The sequence below is a fragment of the Tropicimonas sp. TH_r6 genome (assembly GCF_033101155.1).
GTDB lineage: Bacteria > Pseudomonadota > Alphaproteobacteria > Rhodobacterales > Rhodobacteraceae > Tropicimonas.
Genome location: NZ_JAWMPX010000017.1, coordinates 59,861 through 86,397, shown reverse-complemented (window position 1 = coordinate 86,397; position 26,537 = coordinate 59,861). Strand labels below are relative to the sequence as shown.

Annotated in this window: 27 protein-coding genes; 11 read left to right on the top strand and 16 right to left on the bottom strand. The window is 62.9% G+C overall.

What is annotated here, in order from left to right; all coding sequences use genetic code 11:
- Positions 1-16: 16 nt before the first annotated feature.
- Entirely contained in the window at positions 17-3,169 is a 3,153-nt protein-coding gene (locus R3X27_RS16305; protein WP_317709940.1) for a PAS domain-containing protein, read from the bottom strand.
- 254 nt (positions 3,170-3,423) lie between these two features.
- On the opposite strand from R3X27_RS16305, the gene R3X27_RS16300 reads away from it, so the two are divergent.
- A complete protein-coding gene (locus R3X27_RS16300; protein ID WP_317709939.1) occupies positions 3,424-3,816 on the top strand; it encodes a response regulator in 393 nt (130 codons plus the stop codon).
- Between the two features lie 15 nt (positions 3,817-3,831).
- Here R3X27_RS16300 and R3X27_RS16295 read toward each other — a convergent pair whose 3' ends face one another.
- Entirely contained in the window at positions 3,832-4,737 is a 906-nt protein-coding gene (locus R3X27_RS16295; protein WP_317709938.1) for a GntR family transcriptional regulator, read from the bottom strand.
- Between the two features lie 70 nt (positions 4,738-4,807).
- A complete protein-coding gene (locus tag R3X27_RS16290) occupies positions 4,808-5,812 on the bottom strand; it encodes a LacI family DNA-binding transcriptional regulator (protein WP_317709937.1) in 1,005 nt (334 codons plus the stop codon).
- A 198-nt stretch (positions 5,813-6,010) separates the two neighbouring features.
- Here R3X27_RS16290 and R3X27_RS16285 point away from each other — a divergent pair, with 198 nt between their 5' ends.
- The 5 genes from R3X27_RS16285 to R3X27_RS16265 all read left to right on the top strand — a co-directional run bounded on the left by R3X27_RS16285 (position 6,011) and on the right by R3X27_RS16265 (position 10,949).
- Entirely contained in the window at positions 6,011-7,261 is a 1,251-nt protein-coding gene (locus tag R3X27_RS16285) for an ABC transporter substrate-binding protein (protein WP_317709936.1), read from the top strand.
- Positions 7,262-7,364: 103 nt separating this feature from the next.
- Positions 7,365-8,243 carry a sugar ABC transporter permease gene (locus R3X27_RS16280; protein WP_317709935.1) on the top strand — a complete coding sequence of 293 codons (879 nt, stop codon included), beginning with the start codon at positions 7,365-7,367 and terminating at the stop codon, positions 8,241-8,243.
- Complete coding sequence (locus R3X27_RS16275; RefSeq protein ID WP_317709934.1) at positions 8,240-9,121, top strand: carbohydrate ABC transporter permease; 882 nt, start codon at positions 8,240-8,242, stop codon at positions 9,119-9,121. The genes R3X27_RS16280 and R3X27_RS16275 overlap by 4 nt, the downstream gene beginning before the upstream one ends.
- Positions 9,122-9,125: 4 nt before the next feature.
- Positions 9,126-10,238: a sn-glycerol-3-phosphate ABC transporter ATP-binding protein UgpC gene (locus R3X27_RS16270; protein ID WP_317709933.1), complete on the top strand. Its 1,113-nt coding sequence runs from the start codon at positions 9,126-9,128 to the stop codon at positions 10,236-10,238.
- 24 nt (positions 10,239-10,262) lie between these two features.
- Complete coding sequence (locus R3X27_RS16265; protein WP_317709932.1) at positions 10,263-10,949, top strand: D-lyxose/D-mannose family sugar isomerase; 687 nt, start codon at positions 10,263-10,265, stop codon at positions 10,947-10,949.
- Positions 10,950-11,112: 163 nt separating this feature from the next.
- Here the strand turns inward: R3X27_RS16265 and R3X27_RS16260 are convergent, their stop codons facing one another.
- The 5 genes from R3X27_RS16260 to R3X27_RS16240 form a co-directional block, all read right to left on the bottom strand.
- The gene (locus tag R3X27_RS16260) at positions 11,113-12,111 is read right to left on the bottom strand and encodes a GGDEF domain-containing protein (protein ID WP_317709931.1); all 999 of its coding nucleotides are present in this window, start codon (positions 12,109-12,111) and stop codon (positions 11,113-11,115) included.
- A gap of 77 nt (positions 12,112-12,188) precedes the next feature.
- Positions 12,189-12,797, bottom strand: coding sequence for a heme NO-binding domain-containing protein (locus R3X27_RS16255; RefSeq protein ID WP_317709930.1), 609 nt, complete (start codon positions 12,795-12,797; stop codon positions 12,189-12,191).
- Positions 12,798-12,874: 77 nt separating this feature from the next.
- The gene (locus R3X27_RS16250) at positions 12,875-14,455 is read right to left on the bottom strand and encodes a trimethylamine methyltransferase family protein (RefSeq protein WP_317709929.1); all 1,581 of its coding nucleotides are present in this window, start codon (positions 14,453-14,455) and stop codon (positions 12,875-12,877) included.
- A gap of 97 nt (positions 14,456-14,552) precedes the next feature.
- Positions 14,553-15,248, bottom strand: a complete 696-nt coding sequence (locus R3X27_RS16245) for an HAD family hydrolase (RefSeq protein WP_317709928.1) — start codon at positions 15,246-15,248, stop codon at positions 14,553-14,555.
- Between the two features lie 15 nt (positions 15,249-15,263).
- On the bottom strand, positions 15,264-15,542 hold the full coding sequence (locus R3X27_RS16240; RefSeq protein WP_317709927.1) for a DUF3572 domain-containing protein: 279 nt from the start codon (positions 15,540-15,542) through the stop codon (positions 15,264-15,266).
- Positions 15,543-15,642: 100 nt separating this feature from the next.
- On the opposite strand from R3X27_RS16240, the gene R3X27_RS16235 reads away from it, so the two are divergent.
- Positions 15,643-17,055 (top strand): diguanylate cyclase, encoded by a 1,413-nt coding sequence (locus R3X27_RS16235; RefSeq protein ID WP_317709926.1) that lies wholly within the window; start codon positions 15,643-15,645, stop codon positions 17,053-17,055.
- A 35-nt stretch (positions 17,056-17,090) separates the two neighbouring features.
- On the opposite strand, the gene R3X27_RS16230 is transcribed toward R3X27_RS16235, so the two are convergent.
- The 4 genes from R3X27_RS16230 to R3X27_RS16215 all read right to left on the bottom strand — a co-directional run bounded on the left by R3X27_RS16230 (position 17,091) and on the right by R3X27_RS16215 (position 19,371).
- Positions 17,091-17,660 carry a periplasmic heavy metal sensor gene (locus tag R3X27_RS16230; RefSeq protein ID WP_317709925.1) on the bottom strand — a complete coding sequence of 190 codons (570 nt, stop codon included), beginning with the start codon at positions 17,658-17,660 and terminating at the stop codon, positions 17,091-17,093.
- A 12-nt stretch (positions 17,661-17,672) separates the two neighbouring features.
- Positions 17,673-18,077 (bottom strand): dihydroorotate dehydrogenase, encoded by a 405-nt coding sequence (locus R3X27_RS16225; RefSeq protein WP_317709924.1) that lies wholly within the window; start codon positions 18,075-18,077, stop codon positions 17,673-17,675.
- Entirely contained in the window at positions 18,067-18,666 is a 600-nt protein-coding gene (locus R3X27_RS16220) for an RNA polymerase sigma factor (RefSeq protein WP_317709923.1), read from the bottom strand. The genes R3X27_RS16225 and R3X27_RS16220 overlap by 11 nt, the downstream gene beginning before the upstream one ends.
- 102 nt (positions 18,667-18,768) lie before the next feature.
- Positions 18,769-19,371 carry an EF-hand domain-containing protein gene (locus R3X27_RS16215; RefSeq protein WP_317709922.1) on the bottom strand — a complete coding sequence of 201 codons (603 nt, stop codon included), beginning with the start codon at positions 19,369-19,371 and terminating at the stop codon, positions 18,769-18,771.
- 405 nt (positions 19,372-19,776) lie between these two features.
- On the opposite strand from R3X27_RS16215, the gene R3X27_RS16210 reads away from it, so the two are divergent.
- Entirely contained in the window at positions 19,777-20,193 is a 417-nt protein-coding gene (locus R3X27_RS16210; protein ID WP_317709921.1) for a DUF983 domain-containing protein, read from the top strand.
- A complete protein-coding gene (locus R3X27_RS16205) occupies positions 20,193-20,876 on the top strand; it encodes an NUDIX domain-containing protein (protein ID WP_317709920.1) in 684 nt (227 codons plus the stop codon). Before R3X27_RS16210 ends, R3X27_RS16205 begins: the two co-directional genes overlap by 1 nt.
- Before the next feature lie 3 nt (positions 20,877-20,879).
- Here R3X27_RS16205 and R3X27_RS16200 read toward each other — a convergent pair whose 3' ends face one another.
- Genes R3X27_RS16200 through R3X27_RS16190 form a run of 3 tightly spaced genes read right to left on the bottom strand, consistent with a single transcriptional unit; the run spans position 20,880 to position 23,197 of the window.
- Positions 20,880-21,803 (bottom strand): DMT family transporter, encoded by a 924-nt coding sequence (locus R3X27_RS16200; protein WP_317709919.1) that lies wholly within the window; start codon positions 21,801-21,803, stop codon positions 20,880-20,882.
- Positions 21,800-22,138: a hypothetical protein gene (locus R3X27_RS16195; RefSeq protein WP_317709918.1), complete on the bottom strand. Its 339-nt coding sequence runs from the start codon at positions 22,136-22,138 to the stop codon at positions 21,800-21,802. Before R3X27_RS16195 ends, R3X27_RS16200 begins: the two co-directional genes overlap by 4 nt.
- Before the next feature lie 15 nt (positions 22,139-22,153).
- Positions 22,154-23,197, bottom strand: coding sequence for an aldo/keto reductase (locus tag R3X27_RS16190; RefSeq protein ID WP_317709917.1), 1,044 nt, complete (start codon positions 23,195-23,197; stop codon positions 22,154-22,156).
- Positions 23,198-23,372: 175 nt separating this feature from the next.
- On the opposite strand from R3X27_RS16190, the gene fahA reads away from it, so the two are divergent.
- Both fahA and R3X27_RS16180 read left to right on the top strand, forming a co-directional pair.
- Positions 23,373-24,620 (top strand): fumarylacetoacetase, encoded by a 1,248-nt coding sequence (gene fahA / locus R3X27_RS16185; protein ID WP_317709916.1) that lies wholly within the window; start codon positions 23,373-23,375, stop codon positions 24,618-24,620.
- Between the two features lie 95 nt (positions 24,621-24,715).
- Positions 24,716-25,084, top strand: coding sequence for a DUF1636 domain-containing protein (locus tag R3X27_RS16180; protein ID WP_317709915.1), 369 nt, complete (start codon positions 24,716-24,718; stop codon positions 25,082-25,084).
- Between the two features lie 3 nt (positions 25,085-25,087).
- On the opposite strand, the gene R3X27_RS16175 is transcribed toward R3X27_RS16180, so the two are convergent.
- A complete protein-coding gene (locus R3X27_RS16175) occupies positions 25,088-26,536 on the bottom strand; it encodes a cobyric acid synthase (protein WP_317709914.1) in 1,449 nt (482 codons plus the stop codon).
- Between the last annotated feature and the right edge of the window lies 1 nt (position 26,537).

Genomic DNA, 26,537 nt, shown 5'->3' with positions numbered 1-26,537 from the left:
GGCGTCATCGAGGATGTCAGGCCGTCCTCCCATGATTGCGCAGGGCTGTCTGGAGCGCCTCGACCAGCTGGGCCTTTCGGAAGGGTTTCCGAAGCAGGATCGCTTCCATGTCTTCCGGATTGGACAGTTCGGCGGCCTTGTCCACGAAACCGGACATGAAGACCACGGCGAGATCCGGGCGCGCCTCGCGCAGACAGCGTACAATGCCAGGGCCGAGCATGCGGCCGGGCAGCATGACATCGCTGAGGACCGCCACGATCTCGGGATGGGCGTCGAACTGCGTGAAGGCCGTGTTGGCATCTTGCGCCGAGACGATTCTGTAGCCGGCCCCGCGCAGCATTGTGTCTGCCATTTGGCGCACATCCGGCTCATCCTCGATCAACAGGATTGTCTCGCCCCCGGCGGGGCCGGTGGACGCCGCCAATGGCTCCGCGAGGTGCTTGTGCGCTGCATGCGTCCGAGGCAGGTAGAGGACGACATTGGTGCCACTTTCGGGATTGGTCTGGATTTCCACGGTGCCGCCTGATTGCCGTGCGAAGCCATAGACCATGGAGAGGCCGAGGCCAGAGCCCTTGCCATGGCCTTTCGTGGTGAAGAAAGGTTCGAAGGCGCGGCGGCGAACATCGTCTTCCATGCCGCCACCTTCGTCTTGAACCGAGACGCGGACATAGTCACCCGGAGCCAGGCCGATCTGTTCCCCCTGCGCCAGATCGGTGCTGAAATTGGAACAGGTGATGGTCAACCGGCCACCGTCCGGCATCGCGTCTCGGGCGTTCAAGGCCAGGTTCAGGATGGCGTTTTCCGCCTGGCCCGGATCGACGAGCACGACCCAGAGGTCCGGGGGAAGTTGCAGATCCAAGGTGATCTGGTCGCCGAGGGTCCGGTTCGACAAGGCGTGCACATTGCGCGCCAGTTCCGCGATGTCGACGGGTTCGGGCGAGAGCCTCTGCCCACGGGCGAATGTCAGCAATCGATGCGCGAGATCCGCGCCCCGTTCCGAAGCACCGACAATCGAATTCAGCATAGGTGCCGCGTCGGGGAAATCCTCCAGCAGCAATTCGGCATTGCCCTGGATGATCGCCAGCAAATTGTTGAAATCATGCGCCAGGCCACCAGTCAGTTGGCCGATCGCTTCCATCTTGCGCGCTTGTTGCAACTGGGCCTCGAGCCGGGCCTGTTCGGTGATGTCCTGAACCGTGCCCCGCAACGATTGCACCACGCCCGCATTGTCGCGCATCACCTCGCCTCTTTCGCGCAAGGTCACTTCCTGCCCCGACGGGGTGAAGGCGCGGTGGACACAGTCATATTCCGCCCCGGTCTCCCAGCACTTCTGAGCGGCGCTCTGAACACGTGCCTGGTCTTCGGGATGGACAAGCCGGTAGAAACTCGTAATGCGGCCATCGAACTCCTGCGGATCGAGGTCGACCATTTCAAACACTTCCGGGGAGAGTTTCAGGTTGCCGTTCCTGTCGGCGCTCCACCGCCCAAGGCGCGCGATCCGCACTGCTTCCGCGTGTTTCGCCTCGCTCTGACGCAAGGCCGCGACTGCGCTCTCCTGCTCCGTGATGTCCTGCATGACGGAAATGAAGCCACCACCCGAGGTCGACCGTTCATAGGCTGTCAGCCAATGACCATCGGATTTGCGATAGGTCCAGCGGAGTTCGCCTGTCCGATCCTGCTGAAGCCGGCTGGCGACATAGTCCTCGGTTGTATCAAACCCGACTTGCAGCACACTGTCCTGTGCACTTTCCCGGACGAGTGCCTCAAAGCTGTCGCCGACGGTGATCGGCAGGCTCCCTTCTGCGACGAGTTCGGGAAAGCGTCGGTTCCACAGGACAATGCGCTCCTCCGCATCGAAAAAAGCGAAGCCGACTGGAAGAGCCTCGATACCGTCCCGCAGCAACCGCTCGGTATCCGCCAGCAGTTCCTGTTGCTGGTGTGCCTCCGTCACATCGACATGGGTTCCGACCATCCGGATCGCCTTGCCACCCTGTCGAAAGATAAAGGCCCTCGACAGGATGTGGCGCCAATGGCCGTCCTTGTGCTGCATTCGAAATTGGCTTTCCAGCGCTTGAGACTCACCCGTCGCATGGTCCCTGGGCCGGTCCAGCGTGGCATCGCGGTCCTCCGGGTGGAGGAGTGCTGCGAAGGTGTCATGGGTATGTGGCATCTCGTCAGGCTGATAGCCCAGCATTTCGAACCAACGCGGAGAGAACAAGGTCCTACCAGTGGTCAGATCCCAATCCCACAAACCTTCGCTTGCGCCTTCCATCGCATAGGCGAGACGTTCCTCGCTTCGTCGAAGTTTCTCCAGGCGGGCGCTGGCCATATAGGCGAGCGACCCCATTGCCAGGGAAACCGTGAGACCGGAAACAATTACGATGAGCGAAAGCGACATGGCGCCCCTGCCAATGCGCTCGGAGCTCGGCGCGACGGTGATATTCCAGTGTCGATCGCCGATTGGCATTGTCAGCGAAACCGCGCTTCTCGTCGGTATCTCATCCGCGTTCCGATACAGGAGGGCGCCGTCGCGGTCCCTGACTTCCGCAACGAAATCCGCTCCCAGAATGCCGTCCAGGGCAGAGTCCAGAATGGGATGAAAGCGGAAGACGCCGTTCACGAAGCCTGCCGGGCCGGTATCCCGTGTGATGGGGAAATAGGTCACGAATCCGAGGCCACCCTGTGCGAGTTCAAGCGGCGCGCTGACGACGAGAGCCCCTTTTTCTCGGGCCTCTTCCAGCAGGCGGTCCGGACCGGGGACTTCCGCGAGGACGAGCCCTTGTGCGGCCTCGTTACCGGCAAGCGGTGTGACAATCCGGATCGTGCCGCTGTTATCGACCCAGTTGATCGCCTGGAAATCCTCGAAGACGTCATGCAGTTGGGCGAGCTCACTTTCGATTCGCTCCTGCGAGAATCGACCCGCCCTCGACAGATGGATGGCCGCATGTTCGATCCCCCCAAGCTGGAGGTGGAACCGCGTGTCGAGCCTGGAAATGATCGAGGCGGTGAGAACCTCTGTCTCTTTCGCCGTGTTTCGCAGGCGGAGGTCCTCGACGATCCAGAGAATCCAAAGGGTCGCAATCAAGACCAGCAGCCCGACCCCGACGCCGACAGGAATCGGGCTGGCAACAGCGCGGCGCCGGAAGAACCCTTGTGGCAAATCGACCATTCTTTTCGTCTCCGTCCGCAGCCTTCGCGAAACCATATCCGGTGTTCTATAGCCCTTGTTCTCCTACCATTTGGTGATCAAGGCAGCTTGGCAACCGACATTCCTCGGGTTCAGCAACGGCAAAAGCCGCTCGCAGCGGTCCGGCGGTCTCGAAGCGGGGCTTGTTGCGCCCCGCAGGACACGCCAAGATGAGCTCCGCGCGACCGCGCTCCGGATCGGTGTCGTCCGACCGGGAAAGGACAGGTGGCAGGTGTATGGATAACGGGCAGGACGGAAAGACCTTGTTCATCGTCGATGATGAACCCGGTTTCCGGAGCTATATCGCCATGGCAGCCGGTCGCGAGGGCTGGACTGTCGTGGAGTTTCCGGATGCGCGCGAGATGATCGGATCGCTGAAGGCGCTCTCCACCCCCGATCTGATTTTTGTCGATCTTCACATGCCGGGCAAGGACGGGACCGAGTTGCTGATGGAATCCGAAATGCGCGAGCAGGTTCCGAATGTGCCGATCTACGTTATCACCGGTGGGATGGCGGCCAACGCGACGGCTGCGAAGCTGATCGGAAAGGGACTGGGACTGAACGTTGTCGAAACGGTCTTCAAGCCGTTGAAAGTGCAGAAGATCAAGGAAATTCTCGCGCGGCATTGAGATGCGTGACACGGGCTAGTCGGGGGCGTTGTCCCACTGGATCGAGAGCAGCAATGTTCGCCGGGCCGAGGCCAGATGCTCCCGGAAGCGAGCCTGCGCCAGATCGGTGTCTCCTGCGCGAATAGCCGAAATGATCGCCAGATGTTCGCGGCAAGCATCGCGATTTCGGTCCATCTCTCCGGCCTTGTTCCAACGATAGTGGAAATGGAAGATCATCGAGACGACCTGAAAAAAGTCGTCGATGAAGCGATTCCCGAGCAGGTCCAGCGGGATATGGTGAAACCTCTCGTCGAGCCGCGGAAAATCGAGATAGGCGGATTCGATGTCGTCGAGGATTCGCTGGAACTCTGGTGCCATCGCGACGAACTCCGTCCGGGCGGGGCTCGCCGGCGGTTCCGCCAGCAGGGCCTCGAAGGCGCGAAGCTCGAACATCTCGCGGACATTGAACAGTTCGACGGCGAAATCGCGGGTGAAACCGCGCAGAATCCAGTGACGATTGGGCTGTTTCTCGATCAGGCCAAAGCGGGAAAAGCGGATCAGGAATTCGCGTACTGCGGAGGGCGAGGCACCAAATTCGCGCGCCAATTCGCTCTCGCGCAGCACGGTTCCAGGCGCGAGATCGCCGCCCACGACATGTTCCATGAAGCGCTGCTCGACCTTCTCCGCCGGGGTCCGGGTCTCTTCCTCGCAGAAGTATTCCGCGCGCTCGGGGCGGCGCAGCACCTTCTTGTGCCGGCCCTCCCATTCGATCAATCCTTGGGATTGCAGCCGTTCCAGGATAGCGCGGACGGTGGTCCGCGAGATCCCCCAGCGTTCGGCGAATCCTGTTTCGCTCGGAAGATTCGCGCCGGGCCCGGCCTGTTCCAGGTGGGCGAGGGCGCGATTGTAGCTTTCCTTGAAGACGGCGTTCGAGCGGGGCAAGGGTCGTTTCCTGACTGGCCTTGTCTGGACCTAGTCTATTGCGTGGGCCTTGTCGAATGGCCGCTGTGTGTCAGTCAGCAAAACGCAGGTCGATCGGCTGCAGGTCCTGGCTGAGACCGGCTTCCGGATTGGCCAGCATGGCAACGATCCTCCGGGCCATGATCCGTCCCGCGGCCTCGACATCCTCGTGGATCGTGTCCGTTTCAGGATCGATCTGCGACAGGATTCCGGAGATCGACTTCGCCACCGCGTGAAAATCCCACCCAACCTTGTAGCCATGATGTCCATAACCGTTGCGGATGGCGAGGTAGGAGGCCTCACCGGGGCAGATGAACCCATCAGGCCGGTCGGGCGTCCCGGCGATGTGGCTGGCCCAGTCATGGATGGCGTCTATGGGGGAATCGAGTGTGATGCTTGTCGGGATATGATAGTCCACGCCGCTTTCGCGCACCGCGCGCATCAGGCCGTAGCGCAGATGTTGGCGAAAGGTCAGGCTCTCGGGCGGCAGCACCGCGCAGATCCGTCGGCACCCCTTGCCGATCAGGCGCATCGCGGCGGCGTAGGCGAAGGCCTCATTGTCGAAATCGACCCAGGCATGTGGCTCGGTGAACTCGGTCCGCCCGTGACACACAAACGGAAAGCCGCGTTCCTGCAGGAAGCGCACCCGCTCGTCGAACGGGGCGGTCCGGGTGAAGATCACGCCATCCGCCTGCCGGTTGGTGACGATATGTTGGATGGGAGTCAGTGAATCGACATCCGTGAAATGCGGCGTGACCACGAGATTGTAGCCTGACCCTTCCAGAGCCGTGGTCAGGCCGACCAGCAACGCATTACCAAAACCGAGGATCTCGAAATGTGGATCCAGCATCAGGTTGACGACCATGGTCTTGCCGGTGCGCAACCGACGCGCGGCGCGGTCCGGCACATACCCGACCGAGGCCGCAACTTTCGCGACACGCGCTCGCGTGGCCTCCGCGATCTTGGGGTCATTGGCCAGCGCGCGAGAGACGGTTGCAACGGCTAGGCCCGAAATCTCGGCGACGGTCTTGAGGGTCGGTCGGCTACTCGTTTTCATCGGCGTATCCTGGCGGGACGTCAGCGCCAGAGGCCTTTCAATCGTTTTATATTCGTTTGGTGGCTTCATCTGACGGGGGAGCCTATAGCAACAAAATAAAAATGAAACCGTGTTCGCGCCAACAGTGTTGACATTTTGCGATGCTTAAAACGTTATAAAAGGCGCAAATAAACCTGCACGTTTCATTGGGAGGAAAACATGGAACGCAAGCTTGCCCTGAAAGCTACCGCATCGGCCCTGGTCCTGGGGCTTGCCGCCTCGGCGGCATCCGCGGCCGAGGTCGAGGTGCTTCATTGGTGGACTGCTGGCGGTGAGGCCGCGGCGCTGAACGTTCTCAAGGAGGATCTCGAATCCAAGGGCGTTACCTGGAAAGACATGCCCGTGGCTGGCGGCTCCGGCGTGGAAGCCATGACCGTGTTGCGCGCCCGCGTGACCTCCGGCAACCCGCCGACCGCCGTGCAGATGCTCGGCTTCGACATCAAGGACTGGGCGGCTGAAGGCTTCCTGGGCGATCTCTCCGACGTGGCCGAGGCCGAAGGTTGGGATGCCGTGGTGCCGCCGGCGCTGCAGGAATTCTCCAAGTGGGATGGTCAGTGGATCGCCGCCCCGGTGAACGTGCACTCCACCAACTGGATGTGGATCAACAAGGACGCGCTCGACGCCGCTGGTGGCAAGGCACCCGAATCCTGGGAAGAGCTGGTCGCGGTTCTCGACGCGATGAAGGCCAATGGCATCGTCCCGCTGGCCCATGGTGGGCAAGCCTGGCAGGACGGCACGGTCTTCGATTCGGTCGTGCTCGGCCTTGGCGACGACTTCTACAAGGCGGCCATCATCGACCAGGATCCCGAAGCACTCGGCGGCGAGAAGATGGTCGAGGCCTTCAAGCGCATGGAAGTGCTGCGCGGCTATTTCGATGAGAACTTCTCGGGCCGCGACTGGAACCTCGCTTCCGCGATGGTCATCAATGGCGAAGCCGGCATGCAAGCCATGGGCGACTGGGCCAAGGGCGAGTTCGTGAAGGCCAATCAGGTGCCGGGCGAAGATTTCGTCTGCATCCGCTTCCCAGGCACGCAGGGTTCTGTCCTGTTCAACTCCGACCAGTTCGCCATGTTCGACGTGGCTGACGAGCAGCAGGAAGCCCAGAAGATGATGGCCTCCGCCGTCATGAACCCGGACTTCCAGGTTGCCTTCAACCTGGTGAAGGGCTCTGTGCCGGCGCGCACCGACATCGCCGATACCGAGTTTGACGCTTGCGGCAAGAAAGGCATGGCCGATCTCGCCGAAGCCGCTGCCAATGGCACGCTGCAAGGCTCGATGGCCCATGGCCACGGCGCCAGCTCGAACATCAAGTCCGCGATCTTCGACGTCGTCACCGCGCATCTGAACGGTGAATTCGGCGCCGAGGAAGCCGCCGAGGAACTCGCCAACGCCGTCGAGGCCGCGCAGTAACCTCCCTCGTGGGCGCGCGTGTCCTTCCCCTTCGCGCGCGCCCCAACCCGTCTGGCAGGCCCTTATCGGCCTGCCAGACGCCCTTTAGAGCCGGATTGTCTCAATGAGAGATCGACTACAGGAATGGGTTCCCCGGATCGTGCTGGCGCCAAGCTTCGTCGCCATTCTGATCTTCGTCTACGGTTTCATCCTCTATACCGGGTGGCTATCGATGACGAACTCCCGGATGTTGCCCAATAACGACTTCATCGGCCTGGCCAATTACACCAAGCTCTTCGGGTTGAAACACTGGTCTATCGCGCTGACAAACCTGGCGATTTTCGGCACGCTCTATATCGTTATTTGTTCCTGTCTCGGCCTTTTCCTCGCCATTTTGCTCGACCAGCAGATCCGCTCCGAAGGCTTCATCCGCACGGTCTATCTCTACCCGATGGCGATCTCCTTCATCGTCACCGGCGTTGCCTGGAAGTGGTTCCTCGATCCTGGCATCGGGCTGGAAAACACCATGCACCAATGGGGCTGGGAGAGTTTCGAGTTCAACTGGATCAAGGATCGCGAAATGGCGATCTACACCATCGTCATCGCAGCCGTCTGGCAAAGCTCGGGCTACGTGATGGCGATGTTCCTTGCCGGCCTTCGCGGCGTCGACAATGAAATTATCAAGGCCGCGCAGGTGGACGGCGCCTCCGGTGTCCTGATCTACCGCCGTATCATCATCCCGATGATGCGCCCGGTCTTCCTCTCCGCCTTTGTCGTGCTCACGCACCTCGCCATCAAGTCCTACGACCTCGTCGTGGCGATGACCGGCGGCGGCCCGGGCCGGGCCACGGAAGTGCCCGCGACCTTCATGTATTCCTACACTTTCACGCGCAACCAGATGGGCGTCGGCGCCTCTTCCGCGATCATCATGCTGATCATGGTCTTCTCGATCGTCGTTCCCTATCTCTACAGCGAAATTCGGCACGGGGAGAAAAACAAATGAGCGCCCCCAGCCAGGACAATGCCATCAACGCCGGCAGCCTGACCCGCATCCTGATCTACACCCTGCTGATTTTCTTCGTGATCTACTACCTGCTCCCGCTTTGGGTCATGGTCTCCAACTCCCTGAAAACGCTGGACGAGATCCGCGGTGGCGACATGCTCGCCCCCCCGAAGGACATCACCTTCGAGCCCTGGCGCCAAGCCTGGTCTCAAACCCAGATCGGTGTCGAAGCCACCGGCCTCAAGCCCTATTTCTTCAACTCGATCATCATGGTCGTACCCGCCGTGTTCCTGTCGACCTTCCTCGGCGCGCTCAATGGCTACGTGATGACGAAATGGGAGTTCCCGGGCGTGAACCTGATCTTCGGGCTGATGCTGCTGGCGTGCTTCATCCCCTTCCAGATCGTTCTCATCCCGATGGCGCGCATCCTCGGCATGTTGGGGCTCGCGGGTACGCTGGGCGGGCTGATCATGGTGCACACGGTCTACGGGCTCGGCTTCACCACGCTCTTCTTCCGCAACTACTACGCCGCCTTCCCGACCGAATTGGTTCGCGCGGCCCAGATCGACGGCGCAAGTTTCTTCCAGGTCTTCTGGCGGATCCTGATCCCCTCCTCGGGGCCGATCATCGTCGTCACCATCATCTGGCAGTTCACCAATGTCTGGAACGACTTCCTCTTCGGGGCATCCTTCTCCAGCTATGATTCAACGCCCATCACGGTGGCGCTGAACAACCTGGTGAACTCCTCCACGGGCGTGAAGGAATATAACGTGCACTTTGCCGGTGCCATTCTGACCGCCCTGCCCACCCTCATCGTCTACATCGTCTCCGGACGCTACTTCGTGCGTGGCCTGATGGCCGGCGCCGTGAAGGGATAAGCCCATGGCCTCTCTGACAATCGACAAACTTATCAAGAGCTTCGGCGCCGTCGACGTGCTCAAGGGGATCGACCTCGATATCGAGGATGGCGGTTTTCTCGTGCTCGTCGGCCCCTCCGGCTGCGGCAAGTCCACATTGCTGAACTGTATCGCCGGGTTGGAGAAAACCACCTCCGGCGAGATCCGGATCGGGGATCGAAACGTGGAAGGGCTGCACCCCTCCAAGCGCGACATCGCCATGGTGTTCCAGAGCTACGCGCTCTACCCGAACATGACCGTGCGCGGGAACATCTCCTTCGGCATGGAAATCCGGGGCGTCGACAAGGTCGAACAGGAAAAAGCGATCCAGGAAGTGGCCGACATCCTGCAGATCGGCGACCTGCTCGACCGCAAGCCCTCGCAACTCTCCGGTGGTCAGCGCCAGCGCGTCGCCATGGGCCGTGCGCTGGTCCGGCATCCGCAGGTGTTCCTCTTCGACGAGCCGCTCTCCAATCTCGACGCCAAGCTGCGTGTCGATATGCGCACCGAGATCAAGCGGTTGCACAGCCGCATGGGCACGACCATCGTCTATGTCACCCATGACCAGATCGAGGCACTGACGCTGGCGACCAAGATCGCGGTGCTGGAAGCGGGGTATCTGCAGCAGGCCGGTACGCCGGACGAGATCTATAACGATCCGTCGAATATGTTCGTCGCCGATTTCATGGGCTCGCCTTCGATGAACCTCATCGACGGTATGCTGCTCGAACGCGACGGCGCGCTGGAGATCGAGATCGAGAGCCATGGCGGCGCGAAGATCACCCTGCCTGCGCCGGACACAACCGAAATGCGTAGCTTCGTTGGCAAGCCTGTCGTCTTCGGTATCCGTCCCGAGGCGATGACAGACCCGGATGGCGCGGATCGCACCTCGCCCCAGATCGAGACGCGCGACTGCTTTATCGAGGTCAGCCAACCGGCGGGCTCCGATACCTTCGCGCTCACGCCGCTGGGCGGAAAGGAATGCATCGCGCGGCTCCGCGCAGATGCCCGTATCGAGTTGGGTGCTTTCGCGCCGATCTCCTTCAACATGACCAAGGCCGTGTTCTTCGACCCGACCACGACCAACCGTATCCGCTGACGCGATAGACAAAGAGAAACCCCGATGAAACGCTCTAAAATCAACGAGATCATGGCCTCAGCGGATGAGATGATCCGCCATTTCGGCTTCGTCCTGCCACCCTTCGCCTATTGGACGCCGGACGAGTTCAAGGCCAAAGCCGCGATGGCGCGTCGTGTCATCGATGCTCGCATGGGCTGGGACATCACCGATTACGGTGAGGGCGACTTCGACAAGTTGGGCCTGTTCCTCTTTACCCTGCGCAATGGTGAACTCAGCGATCTCCAGCGCGGCGGCGGTATGTGTTATGCCGAGAAGTTGCTGATTTCCCGTCAGGACCAGATCAGCCCCTGCCACACACATGTGATCAAGGCCGAGGACATCATCAACCGCGGCGGCGCCACGATGGCAATTGAGCTTTATGGGTCTGACGCGGACGGAAATTTCGACGAGACCGCCGGTGGCACCGTGATGTGCGACGGCATTCCGCGGAGTTTCAACCCTGGTGAGGTTCTGCTTTTTCAGCCGGGTGAAAGCGTCACGCTGATGCCCGGAGACTGGCACGCCTTCTGGGGCGAAGGCGGCGATGTGCTGATTGGTGAGGTTTCGACCGTAAATGACGACCTGACTGACAATATCTTCCGGGCACCCATTGGACGTTTTTCCAGGATCGAAGAGGATGTCGATCCCACGCATCTGCTGGTGAGCGATTACGACGACTGGTTGAAATAGTCCGGGCGGCCTTCCTGGACTGGCGCCGGGAAGACTGACGGGCCAGCTGCATCGTTTTGCCTGAGCCGTTGGCTCCGAATGTCGTTATCTCTCGATTTCGGGTTCCACGCGCTCCTTCACAGCGGGAAGCGAGGAGCTGACTGTTTCCGGTGGCGAATTTGACCTAGGAGCGACTGGGAGCCACATCTTCCGGGGAGGCGTCGGCAATAGGTGCGACCGTCGCGCGGCCACGCCCGGCGCGTTTGGAGGCATAGAGAGCGAGATCAGCGATCTCAAGCATTTCTTCCGGCGTTGCAACTCCGACTCGTAGGCTCGTCGTGATCCCGATGCTGCCGGAAATCGCCAGATATGCGTCATTATAGGGAATGGGTTCTTCAAGGCGGCGAATGATCCGATTGGCAATCTCAAGCAGGACGTTAACTTCGGACAGCTGTTTGAAGACCAGCACAAATTCGTCCCCCCCGACACGCGCGACAATGTCGGTATCTCGGGTCTCATGCACCAGAATCTCGGCCACGACCTGGAGAACCTCGTCCCCGGCTGCGTGGCCATGCATATCATTGACCTGTTTGAAATAGTCGAGGTCGAGATGCAGCAATCCGAACGGGATCCGCTCCCGTGTCAGCCTGGACATGACATGATCCATGGCGCGGCGATTCTTCAGGCCGGTCAGTGTGTCCGTGAAGGCCTGTTCCTCGGCGGCGATCTTGGCGCCTTGCAGCCGTTGGTTCAGCTTCTTCGATTCATGCAGTGCGGCCGATTTCGCTTCGACGAGGTAGAGCATCTCGATTGCAAGATCGGTCCCGGCGAAATCGCCAGCGGTCAGATCGTAGGCTTGAACCGCATCGACAATGGCGAAGCCGAAAGAGAGATTCACCAGCGCGCCGTTGCCGTCTTCGAGCGGAACTGCGACGGCCTTGAAATGGCCGTGTGATTCTTGTCTGAAGGCGAGCGACAGCCTTCCGCCTTCCGCCTTCAGCAATTCCTCGACCCGGGATGAACCTCTCGGTCTGCGAAGCTCGAAGAGTTCGAAAAAGTTAACGCCTTCCAGGCAGATGTCGGGGCGCAACCTGCGGAGCGTGCGCGCAGCTTTCACGATCCTGCCATCGGCCGATAGCACCAGATGCATTGGCATCAGGCGTTCGAGGGCGGCATCGGTCAAGTCTAGGCCTCTTCTCGACGAAGATCGGTTGTCTAAAGGCCCGGCGGGCTCTGGACTTGGAAAACGTTCTGGTCCGCTCATTCCAACGCCTCCGGCCCGGAAGCATCGGGGCGGGCCAGAGAAAAGCTCCGACCTTCGGAGAACGCGCTGTCCAGAAGGCTGATGCGGATCGACATATGGCCGAAATCCGAAAGCGCCTGGTCGAGAAAGACCAGCGCGCCGAAATCGTCCGCCATCGCCCGCAGGATTCCAACCAGTACAAAGGCATATTCCGCCTGCGCCCCGCTGACCTGGAGCTCGTACTGTCCTTCCCCGATATCGATCAGCTCGAGATTCGGCAGACTGAGATCGGGCATCGCCAACCTTGCGCGATCCGGGAGGTCATCGAGGGAGTGCAGGAATTCGAAGAAGGTCTCGCCACCGAAGCGAAGCAGCCGGCGGATCGATTCTGTATTCGGGTGGCTGACGAGATAGGTGCCGACATCCTCGAGCAGCATGTCCACGGGCTTGTCCAGTCGCCGAGTGCTGGCGTCCAACAACTCCATGGTCAGTGAATCATCATAGATCAGCATCGACTCGAACCCGTTCTCGGATATCCCGATACGGCTGGCGATCTCCAGCCAGAGGCTTTCGCCGTAAGTGTCCCGCAGGAAGCACTGAATAGACCTGTTGACGAGACCATGCATGTTCAAACCTTCTTCGCGATTCCAGACGCTAAGGCGAGGGGCTTAAAAAAAGGGAAATATCGGCGATCTCGCGAAGATCAGAAATCCGTCGGGGCGCCGCCCTCGGCCTTTCGGCGCTCGACAAAGGCTGAAAGCTCGTCGGAGATCCCTGCATCCATTGGTGGCGCTTCGAACTCGGCCACGATGCGTTTCCAAAGCGCATGCGCTCGCTCGGCGGTCCAGAGGCCGCCATCGAGATGCCAGGCTTCGTAGTTCCGCCAATCCGACAGGAAGGGGTGGTAGAAGGCGGTCGTGTAACGTTCCTGCGTGTGGGGGGTGCCGAAGAAATGGCCTTCAGGGCCAACCCCGGCAATGGCCTCGATGGCGACATCCTCCGGTCCGGTCGCGGTGATCTGTGGCTGAAAGTAGCGTTGGATCTGCTGAATGATCTCGCAATCCATGACGAATTTCGCTGGGCTCGCGATCAGTCCGCCCTCGAGCCAGCCGGCCGCATGGTAGACGATATTCGCGCCAGCTTGCACGGCAGACCAAAGCGCGTTGGAGGTCTCCCACATTGCCTGTCCATCCGGCACGTTTGAGGCACAGGAGCCGCTGGCGCGCATCGGCAAGCCGTAGAACCGCGCCATCTGGCCGGTCATCTGTGTCGCACGCATGTATTCGGGCGTACCGAAGGCCGGGGCGCCGGACTTCATGTCCACATTCGAGGTAAAGGTGCCGATCACGCAGGGGCAGCCCGGTCGCACCCACTGGAAGAGCGCGATGGCAGAGAGCGCCTCGGCGATGCTCTGCGCGACGGCGCCCGCCATAGTGACGGGCGCCATGGCACCGGCGAGCGTGAAGGGCGTGACATAGACCGCTTGTCCGCGCCGGATCAGCCGCAGGCAGCCATCGATCATCGGCACGTCATGCTTGAGCGGCGAGGTGGAGTTGATGTTGGTGTACATCCGAGGTGTGGCCTCGAATTCCGCGTGACTGAGGCCCCCAGCGATGCGCACCATCTCCATCACATCTTCGACCCGTTCGGGGCCGAGCGAATAGGCATGCACGACCTTGTCGGTCAATCGCAGCTTGTCATGCAGCACGTCGAGATGACGGACCGAGGCATGTATATCCACCGGTTCGACCGGGTAACCGCCGGCAAAATGGATGCAGTTGAAATACTGCGACAGCTTGATCAGGTCCGCGCAATGCTTGCGCGTGCCCGGCACCTTGCCATGTTCCAGATCCCAGTAATTCGGAGGCGAGGACACATTTCCGAAGAGAATGGTGCGGCCGCCAACGGTGATCTGTCGGTCTGGGTTGCGCGGGGTGATAGTGAAACTTGACGGCGCCTTGGCGACCATCTCCATGACCCAGTCGCGCCCCATGCGGACATTGCTTCCCTCGACCTTGCAACCGGCGGCGCGAAACAGCGCCAGAGCTTCCGCGTTCAGGAACTCGATGCCGATCTCTTCCAGAATTCGCATCGCACCATCATGGATTGCCATCACGCCCTCTTCGGGCAGCGGTTCGGTGGGGCGGTCCGTGTTTTCCGGCGGGCGCCAGGGCATCTGGTCGATCACGGAGGTCGCCTGACGGCGTGCATTGCCGGCTCTGCCGCCGCTGCGCCTGCGACCCCGTCCCGGTGTGGCGTCGCCATTCACGCTGTTCTCGCCCATTCCGCCTCTCCTCTGGTACGTCCAGAATGACCCGGGGTGGAAGCGGGGCGAGCGCCGGAATGCGACCGTCCATGTCGCGAATGACGCGACTGCGCTGTCAGGGGAGGTCGAGCCAGGCGGGCAGGTGACCGATATCGGGCAGGACGGCCGCTGCGTGCGGGGCGAGTTCCGGCGAACCGGCCGGACCTGTCAGCACAGCGATCGGGACCATGCCCGCCGCCTGACCCGCGTAGAGGTCATGGGTACTGTCCCCGATCATCGCGACCTCATGCGGCAAGAGGCCGGTTGCCGCGCAGAAGGCCAGGCATTGACCGGGCGCCGGCTTGGCGCCGTGGCCGCTATCCGCACCGACGATGAAATCGAAGCAGTGCGTTACGTCCAGCGCATCGAGTTGGGCCCGGGCGGCGCTTTCGGCATCATTCGTTGCGACACCGAGAACGAAACCCGCCGACCGGAAACGGTCCATCAGCGGAGCAAGCGGTGTGGCAACGGCAGGCGGGATGGTCAGGGTGCTTTCGATCAGTTTGGCGTAGAGCCCTTCATAGCTCAGATGTGGCAGCCCCGGCAGAAGCGCTTCGACCGCGTCATCGGTCGTGCCGGCGATAAGGATACTGTCCGGGTGGAAACGCCGCGCTGGGCGGTCGAGCCGGATTCGGGCCGCCAGGTCTTCGGCCCGGGCCTCCACACCATCGGCCAGTTCAGTCATCAGATCGGCCGCCCAGCCTCCCCAGGTCGCCTGGAAATCGAAAAGCGTACCGTCCTTGTCGAACAACAATCCGCGAATCTCGGCCATGATATTAAGAATCCTTCACGTCCAGTTAGGCATGTTTCCGCCGGGAAGCGCCTGTCGGGCCGCCATCGGCTCCTCGTATTTCAGACCTTCCGACTCGCAGAAAGCCATGATCCAGGAATCGTCCATCAGCAGGAAATCGAGCACGGAAGCGAGGAAATCGGCGTCTTTTGCGCCGTTTTTCGCGTCTTCAAGCGTCGCGCCCGTCGCGCCGAGGAAAATCGGACGAAGCTCTTCGTTGCCCAGAAGCCAGGCAAGGCCCAAAAGAGCCGTCGTTTCGGCGGATTCTCTCTGCATGTACAAACCATGAAGATCTGGGAAAGGTTTCCTTAACCAATCTCAACAAAGATCAGTCAGGACAAGAGCTGGAGGGAGCTCATGAACGGAGTGCGGCGCAATGCCCGGTAGAATACTGGTCGTCGACGACGTGGCCACCAACAGGATCATCCTGAAGGTTAAGCTGGCAAGTGCAGCCTACGAGGTGCTGCAGGCCGGTGGCGGTGTCGAGGCGCTTAAAATGGCCCAGAGGGACAGGCCGGACCTGATCCTTCTAGATATCGCCATGCCGGACCTGGACGGTCTGGAAGTCTGCCGCCGCCTCAAGGCCGATCGGCGGACGGCGGAGATTCCCGTGATCATGGTAACGGCGCTGGACGATGCGGCCTCCAAGATCGCCGCGCTCGAAGCGGGCGCGGAAGACTTCCTGTCCAAGCCGCTGGACGATCTGGGCTTGCTGGCGCGGGTCCGTTCGCTCCTTCGGGCGCGAGGTGTCGCCGCCGAACTGACCTTGCGGGAAGGCACGCGCCAAGCGCTCGGTTTCGCGGAGCCGGCGAGTTCCTTTGCCCCGGCCGGACGAATTTGCCTCGTGGCAGCGGACGAGTCGACGGCAATGAACTGGCGTCGTGGCCTGACAGGCAAGGTGCGCGACAAGATTGTGGTGCAATCCGCGGCAGAGGCGTTGAAGGAAACCGGTGGAACGGGCCTGCCCGATCTCTATGTCATTGCCGCCGACCTGTCGCGCGGCAGCGAAGGGCTGATGCTGCTCTCCGAGCTGCGGTCGCGGCAAGCCACGCGCCATGCCGGCATCATCATCGCGGTGGATCGCGAAACACCGGCACCGGCGACGATGGCGCTGGATATGGGCGCCTCCGATATCGTTACGCTGCCGCTCGATTTTGACGAACTTGCGCTGCGCTTGCGCGCGCAACTCGCCCGCAAGCGGCAGGGAGACCGGCTGCGGTCGCGCGTGCGCGACGGGTTGCAGATGGCGGTGACGGATCCGCTGACCAATCTCTACAATCGCCGCTATGCGATGTCGCATCTGACGCGTGTTCGCGAGCGCGCCATTGCAAATGCACGCACCTTCGCTGTGATGCTGATCGATCTCGACCATTTCAAGCAGGTCAATGACACCCATGGTCATGCCGCCGGGGATGAAGTGCTGAAATCGGTCGCGGCGACACTTGGCAACAATCTGCGCAGTGTCGATCTCGTTGCGCGGATCGGTGGCGAGGAATTCCTGGCCATCCTGCCGGATATCCTGCCGGATGCGGCCGCGAAGGCGGCTGAGCGCCTGCGGGACGCGGTCTGCAATGCTCCGATCCGACTGCCACTGACGGGTGGCCAGACCGAGCCGACGGTTCTGATCCAGACGGTTTCGGTCGGACTCGTGACGGGCGGTGGTGGGCCAGCCGGGACTGATGTCAGCCTTTCGGAATTGCTCGATCGGGCGGACAAGGCGCTCTACAAGGCGAAGGAACGCGGTCGGAACCAGGTGACAATCGTCGCCGCAAGACAAGCCGCCGCCTGACGCTCCAAGCGCTGTCGGGTCTCTGTTGCGTCAACCTAGTTGCGCGGCGCCTCGGACGGTTTGCCGTTCGACGGATCGCGGTTGGGCCGGGCTCCATCTCGTCCTTTGTTCCCTTGCAGGTTCCGGGAGCGGCTCTTCAGCCGTTCCGCGAATTTTCCGCGCTCGTCGACGGACATTGCTTCCAATTGCCGGATCATGACGTCCAGCCCAACCTCCCGGCTTCGGGCCGCCAGGTCAGACTGCCGCGCCATCGCAGCGCGCAAGGCATTGGCGTCGAACGGGTCGGCGCGGATCGCGTCGAGCGCATCGATATAAGCGTCGCGCCACTCCTGACGCCCTTCGCGCAGCTTCGGCTTGAGGTCCCCGGTGACGCTTTCCATCTGTTTGCGTTGCTGGGGGTCCATCGCCATCAGGTATGGTCCCAACCCGAGATCGCGGACGACCATGCGGGGATGGTCCTCGCCGCGGGAGAAGTTCAGGATCGCTCCACCGACAATGCCGAGAATCACCAGATTCAGCGCCAGTGACACGAAGAGCAGGGCCCTGAGCCCAAGCCGACGGCGCGGTTTGGGCTGGTCTTCGGGCGTGGGCACATGTTCGCTCATCTCTTGCCGTTCCTATCCATCCGCCAGGAGGTCGTCAAAACCTGCCAGCGTGTCGTCGATATTCATCTCGTAGCCGTAATTGCTGTCCAACACCGTCAAGGTCAGCTCGTCGAAGGCTGCCGGTGGGTTGTAGCCGATCCAGACACCGGCGACGGTGGCAGTGGCGAGGCCTGCAACTGCCGGCCAGCCACCGATCGCCTCGAGCAGGCTCGTCAGCAGGCCGCGTGATCGGGTTGCGGGGGCGGGCTTGACCGGTTCGGCCGTACTGGCCGTTACCAAACTGTCCTGCGTGTCGTAGGCGTCGTCGAGAATCCGCGCCAGCAGGTCCGGCGAGGCTTCTTCCGCGGTCTCCGCCCGCAGGGTCTCCAGCAGCGTTTCCAATTCGCGGTCGGTGTTCTTGTCGAATTCAGCCGTCATCGCTCAACCCCAGTTCTGCGCGTTGCCCTTTCAGCCGGGCGGCCAGCGCTCTCTTGCCCCGGGCGGTCAGACTCTCGACCGCCTCGACGCCAATTTCCATCACAACGGCAATCTCGGGGTTGGACAACCCCTCCAGGTGGCGCAGCACCACCGCTGTCCGCTGCCGCTCCGGCAAGTCCGCCAGTGCGGATTTCAACGCCGCGAGCCTGTCTGCTTCCTGCAGTCGGGTCTCGACGCCGGGCTGCTCATCCGCGGGCTCCACGCCCTCGCCGAAGGCGTCGTCCAGGCCCACCCCGCGTCGCCGCCGCAGCCGGTCGGTGCACAGGTTCGACGCCACACGGTAAAGCCAGGTCGAGACCTGCGCCTCGCCGCTGCGCCAGTCGGGGGCAATCTTCCAGAGCCGCAGCATCGCTTCCTGGGCGACATCCTCGGCCTCGGAGCGGTCCCCGAGCATCCGTGCTGCGAGCGACAGGACCCTTGGGGTCAGGCGCAGCGTCAGCATGCGCGCCGCCGCCCGGTTGCCGCTCGCATAGAGCGCCAGGAGGGCGTCGTCTGTCAGCTCGGAGTCGGCGTCGAGTGGCATGGTCATGATTTCCGTGGCCTAGCCCTGTTTTCTCTCCGGACGCAATGGTCCTTTGGGAAAAAGCTCCGCGCGACGCGTCGCCGCGCGGAGCCGGTTTCACATCTGCGCTCAGTTGCGCCAGAAGGGGACGCCCCCGCGATCACCACGGTCGCCGCGACCGCTCTTGCCGCCACGGTCATTCTTGCCGCCGAAACGGCCTTCGCGCATGCCGTCCTTGGCCAGTTCCTGCATCTTGGCGAATTCCTCTTCGCTCAGAACGCCATCACCATCGACATCGAAGCGCTTGATCATGCGCTCGCCGCGCTCGGTGTCATTGCCACGTTTGCCGGCACGTTCGCCGATGGCCGCCTTCATCTCTTCCTCGGAGACAAGACCGTCCTTGTCGGTGTCGAGCCGCGCGATCATGGCGTCTTGCCGCCGGGCCTGACGGTCGAGCTTGGCGGCCTCGGCTGCGGCGGTCATTTCCTCGGCACTCAGCTTGCCGTCGCCGTCGGTGTCGGCGTCCTGGAACCGCTTGGTCGCAGCGGTCTCGGCGAAAGCTTTCAGCTCTTCGGTGGTCACCTTGCCGTCGCCATCGGCGTCAAGCTCGGCAAAACTCGGCGGGTCCATCATCGGACCCATCCGGGCGCCGTCAAACCCGCGTGCCTGGGCAGAGGTGGTTACCAGCAGGCCGGTGACGATTGCGGTGGTCAGCAGAGTAATACGGGTCATGGTACGTTTCCTGTTCAGTGAGTGGTCTGGGCGACTGTTCTCGCCGTTATGCTACTCCTACGGGCCGGGCCGGAGCTTCCGTCGCTCTCAGGGGCACTTTTTTGCGGTTGGACGAGTCCCGCGGGCTGTCCCGCCTAGAAGGCGGGCGTTGGGGATGAGCGCGCATGGGGACGGAATGACGCCAAAAGGGCGAGGCCGGTCTAGTGTCGCGCGCCAGTCGTTCCGCTTCCTGGCAAGCGAACCAAACGGCAGAAATCTCGGCTTTTCGACCCGGCTGTCCTGTGTCCCGCCCCTGATCTCGGGCAGTTCTCTCGCGACATCCCGCCGCAAGGCCAACAGCCCCCCTGCAAAAGCCGCGAAAAACTGCCATCCTCCGCGGCGCGAACAGGTATTGGAGGCTGTGCCATGAATGGCGCTACGGATCCGGAAGAGCGTCCGGTGAAACCGGCTATGGCACGCGGCTGGCGACGGCGGTGCCCCAGATGCGGGCGTGGACCGCTGCTTGCAGGCTACCTGAAGGTCGCCGATCATTGCCCTGTCTGCGAACAGGAGTTCCATCATCAGCGTGCCGATGACGGCCCGGCCTATCTGACAATCCTTATTGTCGGTCATCTCATGGCGCCGCTGATCCATGTCTTCTATGCCCGGCTTCAACTGGACCCGCTTGTTATGGCGACCGTGCTGTCAGTCCTCTGTGTTGCGCTGTCGCTCTATCTCCTGCCGCGCATCAAGGGCGCCTTCATCGCGCTGCAATGGGCGCGGCGCATGCATGGCTTCGGTGACGAAACCGGCGACGCCGGGAAACTCGCACAGGAGCCCTGATGGCCCAGCCGGAAATCGACAAGACTGCCATTCGCGATGCCTCCACCGTGATCCTCTGGCGTCGAGGCGCGTCGGGGCCGGAAGTGCTGATGGGGCAACGCGGCTCTTCGGCGGCTTTCATGCCGGACAAGTTCGTCTTCCCCGGCGGGGCCATCGACGCGGGCGACGGCGATGTCGGCCTTGGCGGCCAGCCGGATGCGACCTGCCTGCGTCGTCTCGCACTGGAGACCGACCCCGTCCGGGTGCCCGCGCTGCTGGCCGGTGCGATTCGCGAGGTCTGGGAAGAGACCGGGCTTATCCTTGGCCAGCGTGCCGCCTGGCAGCCGCCCAACCCGGATTGGGAGAGTTTCGCGGAAGCCGGCTTCGCACCTTCCGCGCAGGGCCTTTCCTACGTGTTCCGCGCGATCACCCCGCCGGGGCGTCCACGCCGTTTCGATGCCCGTTTCTTCCTCGTCCCGGCAACGGCGGTGCAGGGAAATGCGGAAGATTTCACCCATGCCTGTGATGAGCTGCGGCACCTGCAATGGATTCCGCTCGTCGATGTCCGCGATTTCGACCTGCCCTTCATCACCACTGTCGTTCTGGCCGAGCTGGCCCCGCTGATCGCGCGGGGCGGCATCCCGGAGACGGTCCCCTTCGTGCGCAATGACGACGTGATCATGGGGATCACCCGGCTCGCCTGAGCCTCAGACCAGCAACACCAGCGCCACGACGCTTGCCGCCAGCAACGCGATGCCAAGGCCTTCGCGGCGCGAGAGCCGTTCGCCGAAAAACAGCGCCCCGCCGAGGATGGAGAAGAGCAGCTCCACCTGTCCGACCGCATAGACATAGGCGGCGTTCTGCTGCGCGAAGGCGAGGAACCAGAAGAAGCTGCCGGCAAGGCTTGTCAGCCCGAGGCCGATGCCAATCCGCCAGGCGGAGATCACCCGGCCGATCTCGGCCCGGTCGCGCCAGAGAAACCATGCCAGCATGAGCAGCGCCTGCGAGGACGTCACCAGCGCGAGCGCCACAGCGGCGCGCAGGGTCAGCGGGCCGTCGCCAAGCGCCAGCATAGCGCCACGATAGCCAACGCCCGCCAGTGCGAAGAAGACCCCGCTGGTCAGACCGAGCGCGGCCGAGGGCGTGAAGAGGCGGCGGGGCAGGGGTTGTCCCGCCATCTCCGGGCGCGGCTCTTCCCGCGACAGTACCAATAGCGCCACCGCGCCGACCAGAAGCGCGGCGAGCCCGGCGGGGGACACGCCCTCGCCCAGCAGCAGCCAGCCGATCAGAGCGGTCATCAGCACTTCGGATTTCTTCAGCGTGATCCCCACGGCGAAATTGCGCCGCGCAAAGAGCGCCACGACGCAAATCGTCGCCAGGATCTGGGTGACCCCGCCCATCATTGCATAGGCCCAGAAGGTGGCGGTGAGCGGCGGCACCGACATTCCCGTCACCCGCAGCCACAGCAACAGCCCGGCCGCGAGCAGGGGCGCCGACCACAGGAACCGCGCCCATGTTGCCCCGGCCGCGGAAAGCCCGGCCATCTTCAGCCGTTTCTGCAGCGCGAAACGGGTGGTCTGAAAGGCGACGGCGCCCAGGGTCGCCAGGACCCAGGGCTCGACGGCGGTCACTGCAGGCAGACCGTTGCCGGCATGCCGCCCGACATCAGCACTTCATGACACCCCACGAGCGGAATGACCGGCGCGCAGCTGCGCGAGCGTGCCAGGCATTCGCCCTCGCAGTCGGAACGCTGGCTGCAGCCTTCGCCAGCGTCTTTCGGGGTCACGAAACAGATCTTCGTCGGTCGCGACTCGCTGTCGACAAAGGTTCCGCCCCGCGCCTCGCAAATGGCGCGCTGTTCTTCGAAGAACGCCGCCGAACCCGGCGGGGCGGTCGGCTCGGGCACGCGGTCGAGCGGGTTACAGGCGGCCAGGACGAGCAGGCTGGCCAGGAGGACAATTCGCATCACCGGATCTCCGCTTCAGAACGGCATTGGATTGGCGCGGTTCGCTGCGTCGATCTCGGACAGGATCTCTTCCGACAGCTGCAGCTCCGCGCCCGCGAGAATGTGCTCCAGCTGGTCCGCATGGGTTGCGCCGAAGATCACAGATCCCATGAATGGCCGCGCTTTGCAGAAGGCCAGCGACATCGCAGCGAGGTCCAGCCCGTACCGCTCCGCGATTCCAGCATAGGCCTCGATCGCCGCGTCGGACCTCGGATTGACCCGGCCATTCAGGGTGTTGTTGATCGAGAGCCGGCTCCCCTCGGGCACCGCCCCGCCGCGATACTTGCCCGTCAGCATTCCCGCCGCCAGCGGCGAATAGGCCAGCAATCCGATCTGTTCGCGACAGCAGAGCTCGCCGAGATCGGTGTCGAAGAGCCGGCAGAGCATGGAATACTCGTTCTGGATCGAGACCATGCGCGGCGTGCCGGTCTCGCGCGCCAGTCGCAGCCATTCCGCCGTGCCCCAAGCGCTCTCGTTGGACAGTCCGAACTCGCGCACCTTGCCGTCGCGCCGAAGCGTCTCCAGTGCTTCCAGCACCTCGACCATGTTGGCCGCGATCTCCTCCGGCGTGTCCTCGCTGGGGCGATAGCTCCAATACTGGCGGAAATGATAGGAGCCGCGATTGGGCCAGTGGAGCTGGTAGAGATCGATCACGTCGGTCTGCAACCGCCGCAAGGAGGCCTCCACCGCCTCGACGATGGTTTCGCCATCGATCCCGCGCCCGTCGCGGACAAAACCGCCATTGGATCCGGTGATCTTGGTGGCAATCACGGCCTCGTTGCGCCGCCCGGAGGCAGCGATCCAGCGGCCGACAATCTCTTCCGTCTTGCCGACATTCTCTGCCGTGACCGGGTTGACCGGATACATCTCGGCGGTGTCGATCAGATTGATACCGGCGGCCAGCGCCATATCGATCTGGGTATGGGCCTCGGCCTCCGGCGTCTGGGTGCCGAAGGTCATGGTGCCGAGGGCCAGCGGGCTGACGTCCAGCTTGGATGTTCCGAGTTTCTGTCTCTGCATGATCGCCCCTGAATTCCTGTTGGGCCAAGGGATAATGATGCCGGCTGGAAGGGCAAGCAAAACCCGCGTTTGGAGCGCTTGCCCCCCGCCCGGAAATATCGTTTCAATGGCAACGAGTTTTTTCTGCCCGATTCCCGAGCAGGCGGCGGGCGCCGACGCGATATGGAGGATTCCGATGACCCTTTTGAAGAGCTGGATCGAGACTGCGAATGATCCCGAAAGCCCGTTTCCGCTGAACAACCTTCCCTTTGGGGTTTTTTCGCACAAGGGCAGCGCGCCGTGTTGTTGCACGGCGATTGGCGACAAGGTCCTCGATCTTGGCGGCATGCAGCGCGCCGGGCTGCTCAAGCCGCTCGGCCTGACCGAGCCTGCGCTCAACGAATTCATGGAAAAGGGGCCGCAGGCATGGTCCGGTTTGCGGGCAACATTGTTCGGCTTTCTCGGTGCGGGCAGCGAGGCGGCCGGCATGGTCGCGCCGCATCTCTACCCGATGGATGAGGTCGAGATGCATATGCCCTTCCGCGTCGCCGAATTCACCGATTTCTATGCTGGCCGGAACCACGCCTTCAATGTCGGCACCATGTTCCGCGGCCCGGAAAACGCTCTGCCGCCGAACTGGTTGCACATTCCGATCGGCTATAACGGCCGGGCTTCGACGGTCGTCGTTTCGGGTACGGACATCACCCGCCCGGTCGGCCAGACCAAGGCGCCCGATGCGGATGCACCCAGCTTCGGGCCCAGCAAGCGGCTCGATATCGAGTTGGAGATGGGCGCGGTGATCGGTCAGCCCTCGACGATGGGCCGGCCCATCACCGTGGCCGAGGCCGACGCGATGATCTTTGGCTATGTGCTGCTCAACGACTGGTCCGCTCGCGATCTCCAGGCCTGGGAATACCAACCGCTCGGCCCGTTCCAAGCCAAGGCCTTTGCAACCTCGATCAGTCCGTGGGTGGTGTCCCGCGCGGCGCTTGAGCCGTTCCGCCGACCCACGCCCCCGCGCGAAAAGGAGCTTCTGCCTTATCTCACCGAATCCGGGCCGATGCTCTACGATATCGACCTCTCGGTGAGCCTGTTGCCCAAGGGCCGCCGGACGCCGACCACGATCTGTCGGACAAATTACACCGAGATGTACTACTCCGCGGCCCAGCAACTGACGCATCACGCCTCGTCCGGCTGTGCGATGCGGGTTGGTGACCTTCTCGGGTCGGGGACGATTTCCGGCCCGGAGAAGGACAGCTACGGCTCGCTTCTGGAACTGACCTGGGGCGGCAAGGAGCCGCTTGAGATGGTCGATGGCGAGGAGCGGCGCTTCATCGAGGATGGAGACACCCTGACCTTGCACGGACATGCGCAAGGTAACGGCTATCGGATCGGCTTCGGTGATTGCACGGGAACGATCCGTCCGGCGCCAAGCTTCCCGTAGCGTTAGGGGCAGGTCGGTCCGAACCAGAAACCGCTTGCCCCGGGGCTGGCGAGTGTCCTACCCCGGTCCGACGCATTTCACCGACCGGAGCCGGCATGACCACCATCACCATCTGCACCACCTGCCGCAACGAGGCGACCCGCGAACACAAGGAAGGCGCGCCCACCGGCGAGGCCTTTCTCGAACGGGTGCGCACAGAGATCGGCGACAAGCCTCTCCACCTGCGCGGCACCGCCTGCCTGATGGGCTGCAATCACGGTTGCAACAGCGCGATCTCCGCCAATGGCAAGCTGACCTACGTGCTCGGCCGTTTCGACGGTACACAGGAAGATGCGGCTGCCCTTGTCGACTATGCCAGCAAGTTCGGTGAGAGCGAGAGCGGGGCGGTTCCGTTCCGCCAATGGCCGCAAGGCGTGAAGGGACATTTCGTTGCCCGCGTGCCGCCGCTCGATCCCGAAGGGTAAGGCTCAGACCCGGCGCGCCATCGCCAGCAGCGCGTCGAGATCCATATGTGTCTCGAGATGTTCCGCCAGCCGGTCGAGCACGGCCTCGACATTGCTGCCATAGGTGACCGTGGACTCCACGCCGAGCGACGTGAGATAAGCCGCGCGGAAGCCGTCATTCGAGAACAGCCCGTGCAGGTAGCTCCCCGTGACCCGGCCATCCGGCGAGATGGCGCCTTCGGGCTGTCCGTCCAGCTTGGCAAAGGGGCGCGCGCGATCCGGGCCATCGCTGCGGCCGATATGGATCTCGTAGCCCTCAAACGCCTCGCCGCTGGCCACATGCCGCGCCGCAACCCGCGTCAGCCGTTTCTCCGGCACCATTTCTGTCTCGACATCGAGCAGGCCAAGACCCTCGGTCACGCCGGGCGCGCCTTCCAGCCCGTCCCGGTCGATGATCCGTTTGCCCAGCATCTGGTAGCCACCGCAGAGCCCCAAAACGTGCCCGCCGCGCCGCAGATGGGACGCGATGTCCAGGTCCCAGCCCTGTGCGCGCAGGAAGGCGAGATCGCCGCGCGTTGATTTGGTCCCCGGGATGATGACGAGGTCCACGTCGCCCGGTAGCGCCTCGCCCGCCCGAACCATGCTCAGCCGCACCTCCGGCTCCATGTTCAGCGGATCGAGATCGTCGAAATTGGCGATCCGGGAGAGCACAAGGCAGGCGACATGCAGTTTGCCGGAACTGTCCGACCCCTTGAGGTCCAGCGCATCCTCCGCCGGCAATTGGCCGGCCTCGGCGAACCACGGGACCACGCCCAATCCTTTCCAGCCGGTACGCTCTTCGATGAGCCGATAGCCATCGTCGAAGAGCCGGGGGTCACCACGGAACTTGTTGACGGCAAAGCCGCCAATCATCGCCGCATCTTCCGGGTCGAGCACAGCCTGCGAGCCGACGAGCTGCGCGATCACACCGCCCCGGTCGATATCGCCAATCAGGACCACCGGCACCCCCGCCGCCCGCGCGAAGCCCATATTGGCGATGTCGCCGGCGCGCAGGTTGACCTCCGCCGGGCTGCCCGCGCCCTCGACCAGCACCAGATCGGCCGCGTCGCCGAGCCGCTGGAAGCTTTCCAGTGTCGGCGCCATCAGCCCCGGCTTCATCTTCGCATAATCCCGTGCCGCAACCGTCGCCACGCGCTTGCCCTGCACCACGACCTGCGCGCCGGTTTCCGTCTCCGGTTTGAGCAGGATCGGGTTCATGTCCGTCAAAGGCTCGATGCCGCAGGCCAGCGCCTGCAATGCCTGTGCCCGGCCGATCTCGCCGCCATCCGCCGTGACGGCGGCATTGTTGGACATGTTCTGCGGCTTGAAGGGCCGCACCGCCAGCCCGCGCCGGACAAAGGCCCGCGCCAGCCCGGCCACGAGCAGCGACTTGCCGACATTGGACCCGGCCCCCTGGATCATCAGCGCGCGCATC

Excerpts from the sequence above, each read along its gene's own strand:
- R3X27_RS16250 (WP_317709929.1), bottom strand. The coding sequence starts at position 14,455 with ATGGGCGAGAACAGCGTGAATGGCGACGCCACACCGGGACGGGGTCGC.
- R3X27_RS16225 (WP_317709924.1), bottom strand. The coding sequence starts at position 18,077 with ATGACGGCTGAATTCGACAAGAACACCGACCGCGAATTGGAAACGCTG.
- R3X27_RS16270 (WP_317709933.1), top strand. The coding sequence starts at position 9,126 with ATGGCCTCTCTGACAATCGACAAACTTATCAAGAGCTTCGGCGCCGTC.
- R3X27_RS16210 (WP_317709921.1), top strand. The coding sequence starts at position 19,777 with ATGAATGGCGCTACGGATCCGGAAGAGCGTCCGGTGAAACCGGCTATG.
- R3X27_RS16190 (WP_317709917.1), bottom strand. The coding sequence starts at position 23,197 with ATGCAGAGACAGAAACTCGGAACATCCAAGCTGGACGTCAGCCCGCTG.
- R3X27_RS16290 (WP_317709937.1), bottom strand. The coding sequence starts at position 5,812 with ATGAAAACGAGTAGCCGACCGACCCTCAAGACCGTCGCCGAGATTTCG.
- R3X27_RS16195 (WP_317709918.1), bottom strand. The coding sequence starts at position 22,138 with ATGCGAATTGTCCTCCTGGCCAGCCTGCTCGTCCTGGCCGCCTGTAAC.
- R3X27_RS16215 (WP_317709922.1), bottom strand. The coding sequence starts at position 19,371 with ATGACCCGTATTACTCTGCTGACCACCGCAATCGTCACCGGCCTGCTG.
- R3X27_RS16300 (WP_317709939.1), top strand. The coding sequence starts at position 3,424 with ATGGATAACGGGCAGGACGGAAAGACCTTGTTCATCGTCGATGATGAA.
- R3X27_RS16245 (WP_317709928.1), bottom strand. The coding sequence starts at position 15,248 with ATGGCCGAGATTCGCGGATTGTTGTTCGACAAGGACGGTACGCTTTTC.
- R3X27_RS16275 (WP_317709934.1), top strand. The coding sequence starts at position 8,240 with ATGAGCGCCCCCAGCCAGGACAATGCCATCAACGCCGGCAGCCTGACC.
- fahA (WP_317709916.1), top strand. The coding sequence starts at position 23,373 with ATGACCCTTTTGAAGAGCTGGATCGAGACTGCGAATGATCCCGAAAGC.
- R3X27_RS16265 (WP_317709932.1), top strand. The coding sequence starts at position 10,263 with ATGAAACGCTCTAAAATCAACGAGATCATGGCCTCAGCGGATGAGATG.
- R3X27_RS16230 (WP_317709925.1), bottom strand. The coding sequence starts at position 17,660 with ATGAGCGAACATGTGCCCACGCCCGAAGACCAGCCCAAACCGCGCCGT.
- R3X27_RS16235 (WP_317709926.1), top strand. The coding sequence starts at position 15,643 with ATGCCCGGTAGAATACTGGTCGTCGACGACGTGGCCACCAACAGGATC.
- R3X27_RS16180 (WP_317709915.1), top strand. The coding sequence starts at position 24,716 with ATGACCACCATCACCATCTGCACCACCTGCCGCAACGAGGCGACCCGC.
- R3X27_RS16175 (WP_317709914.1), bottom strand. The coding sequence starts at position 26,536 with ATGCGCGCGCTGATGATCCAGGGGGCCGGGTCCAATGTCGGCAAGTCG.
- R3X27_RS16240 (WP_317709927.1), bottom strand. The coding sequence starts at position 15,542 with ATGCAGAGAGAATCCGCCGAAACGACGGCTCTTTTGGGCCTTGCCTGG.
- R3X27_RS16255 (WP_317709930.1), bottom strand. The coding sequence starts at position 12,797 with ATGCATGGTCTCGTCAACAGGTCTATTCAGTGCTTCCTGCGGGACACT.
- R3X27_RS16305 (WP_317709940.1), bottom strand. The coding sequence starts at position 3,169 with ATGGTCGATTTGCCACAAGGGTTCTTCCGGCGCCGCGCTGTTGCCAGC.
- R3X27_RS16285 (WP_317709936.1), top strand. The coding sequence starts at position 6,011 with ATGGAACGCAAGCTTGCCCTGAAAGCTACCGCATCGGCCCTGGTCCTG.
- R3X27_RS16220 (WP_317709923.1), bottom strand. The coding sequence starts at position 18,666 with ATGACCATGCCACTCGACGCCGACTCCGAGCTGACAGACGACGCCCTC.
- R3X27_RS16205 (WP_317709920.1), top strand. The coding sequence starts at position 20,193 with ATGGCCCAGCCGGAAATCGACAAGACTGCCATTCGCGATGCCTCCACC.
- R3X27_RS16280 (WP_317709935.1), top strand. The coding sequence starts at position 7,365 with ATGAGAGATCGACTACAGGAATGGGTTCCCCGGATCGTGCTGGCGCCA.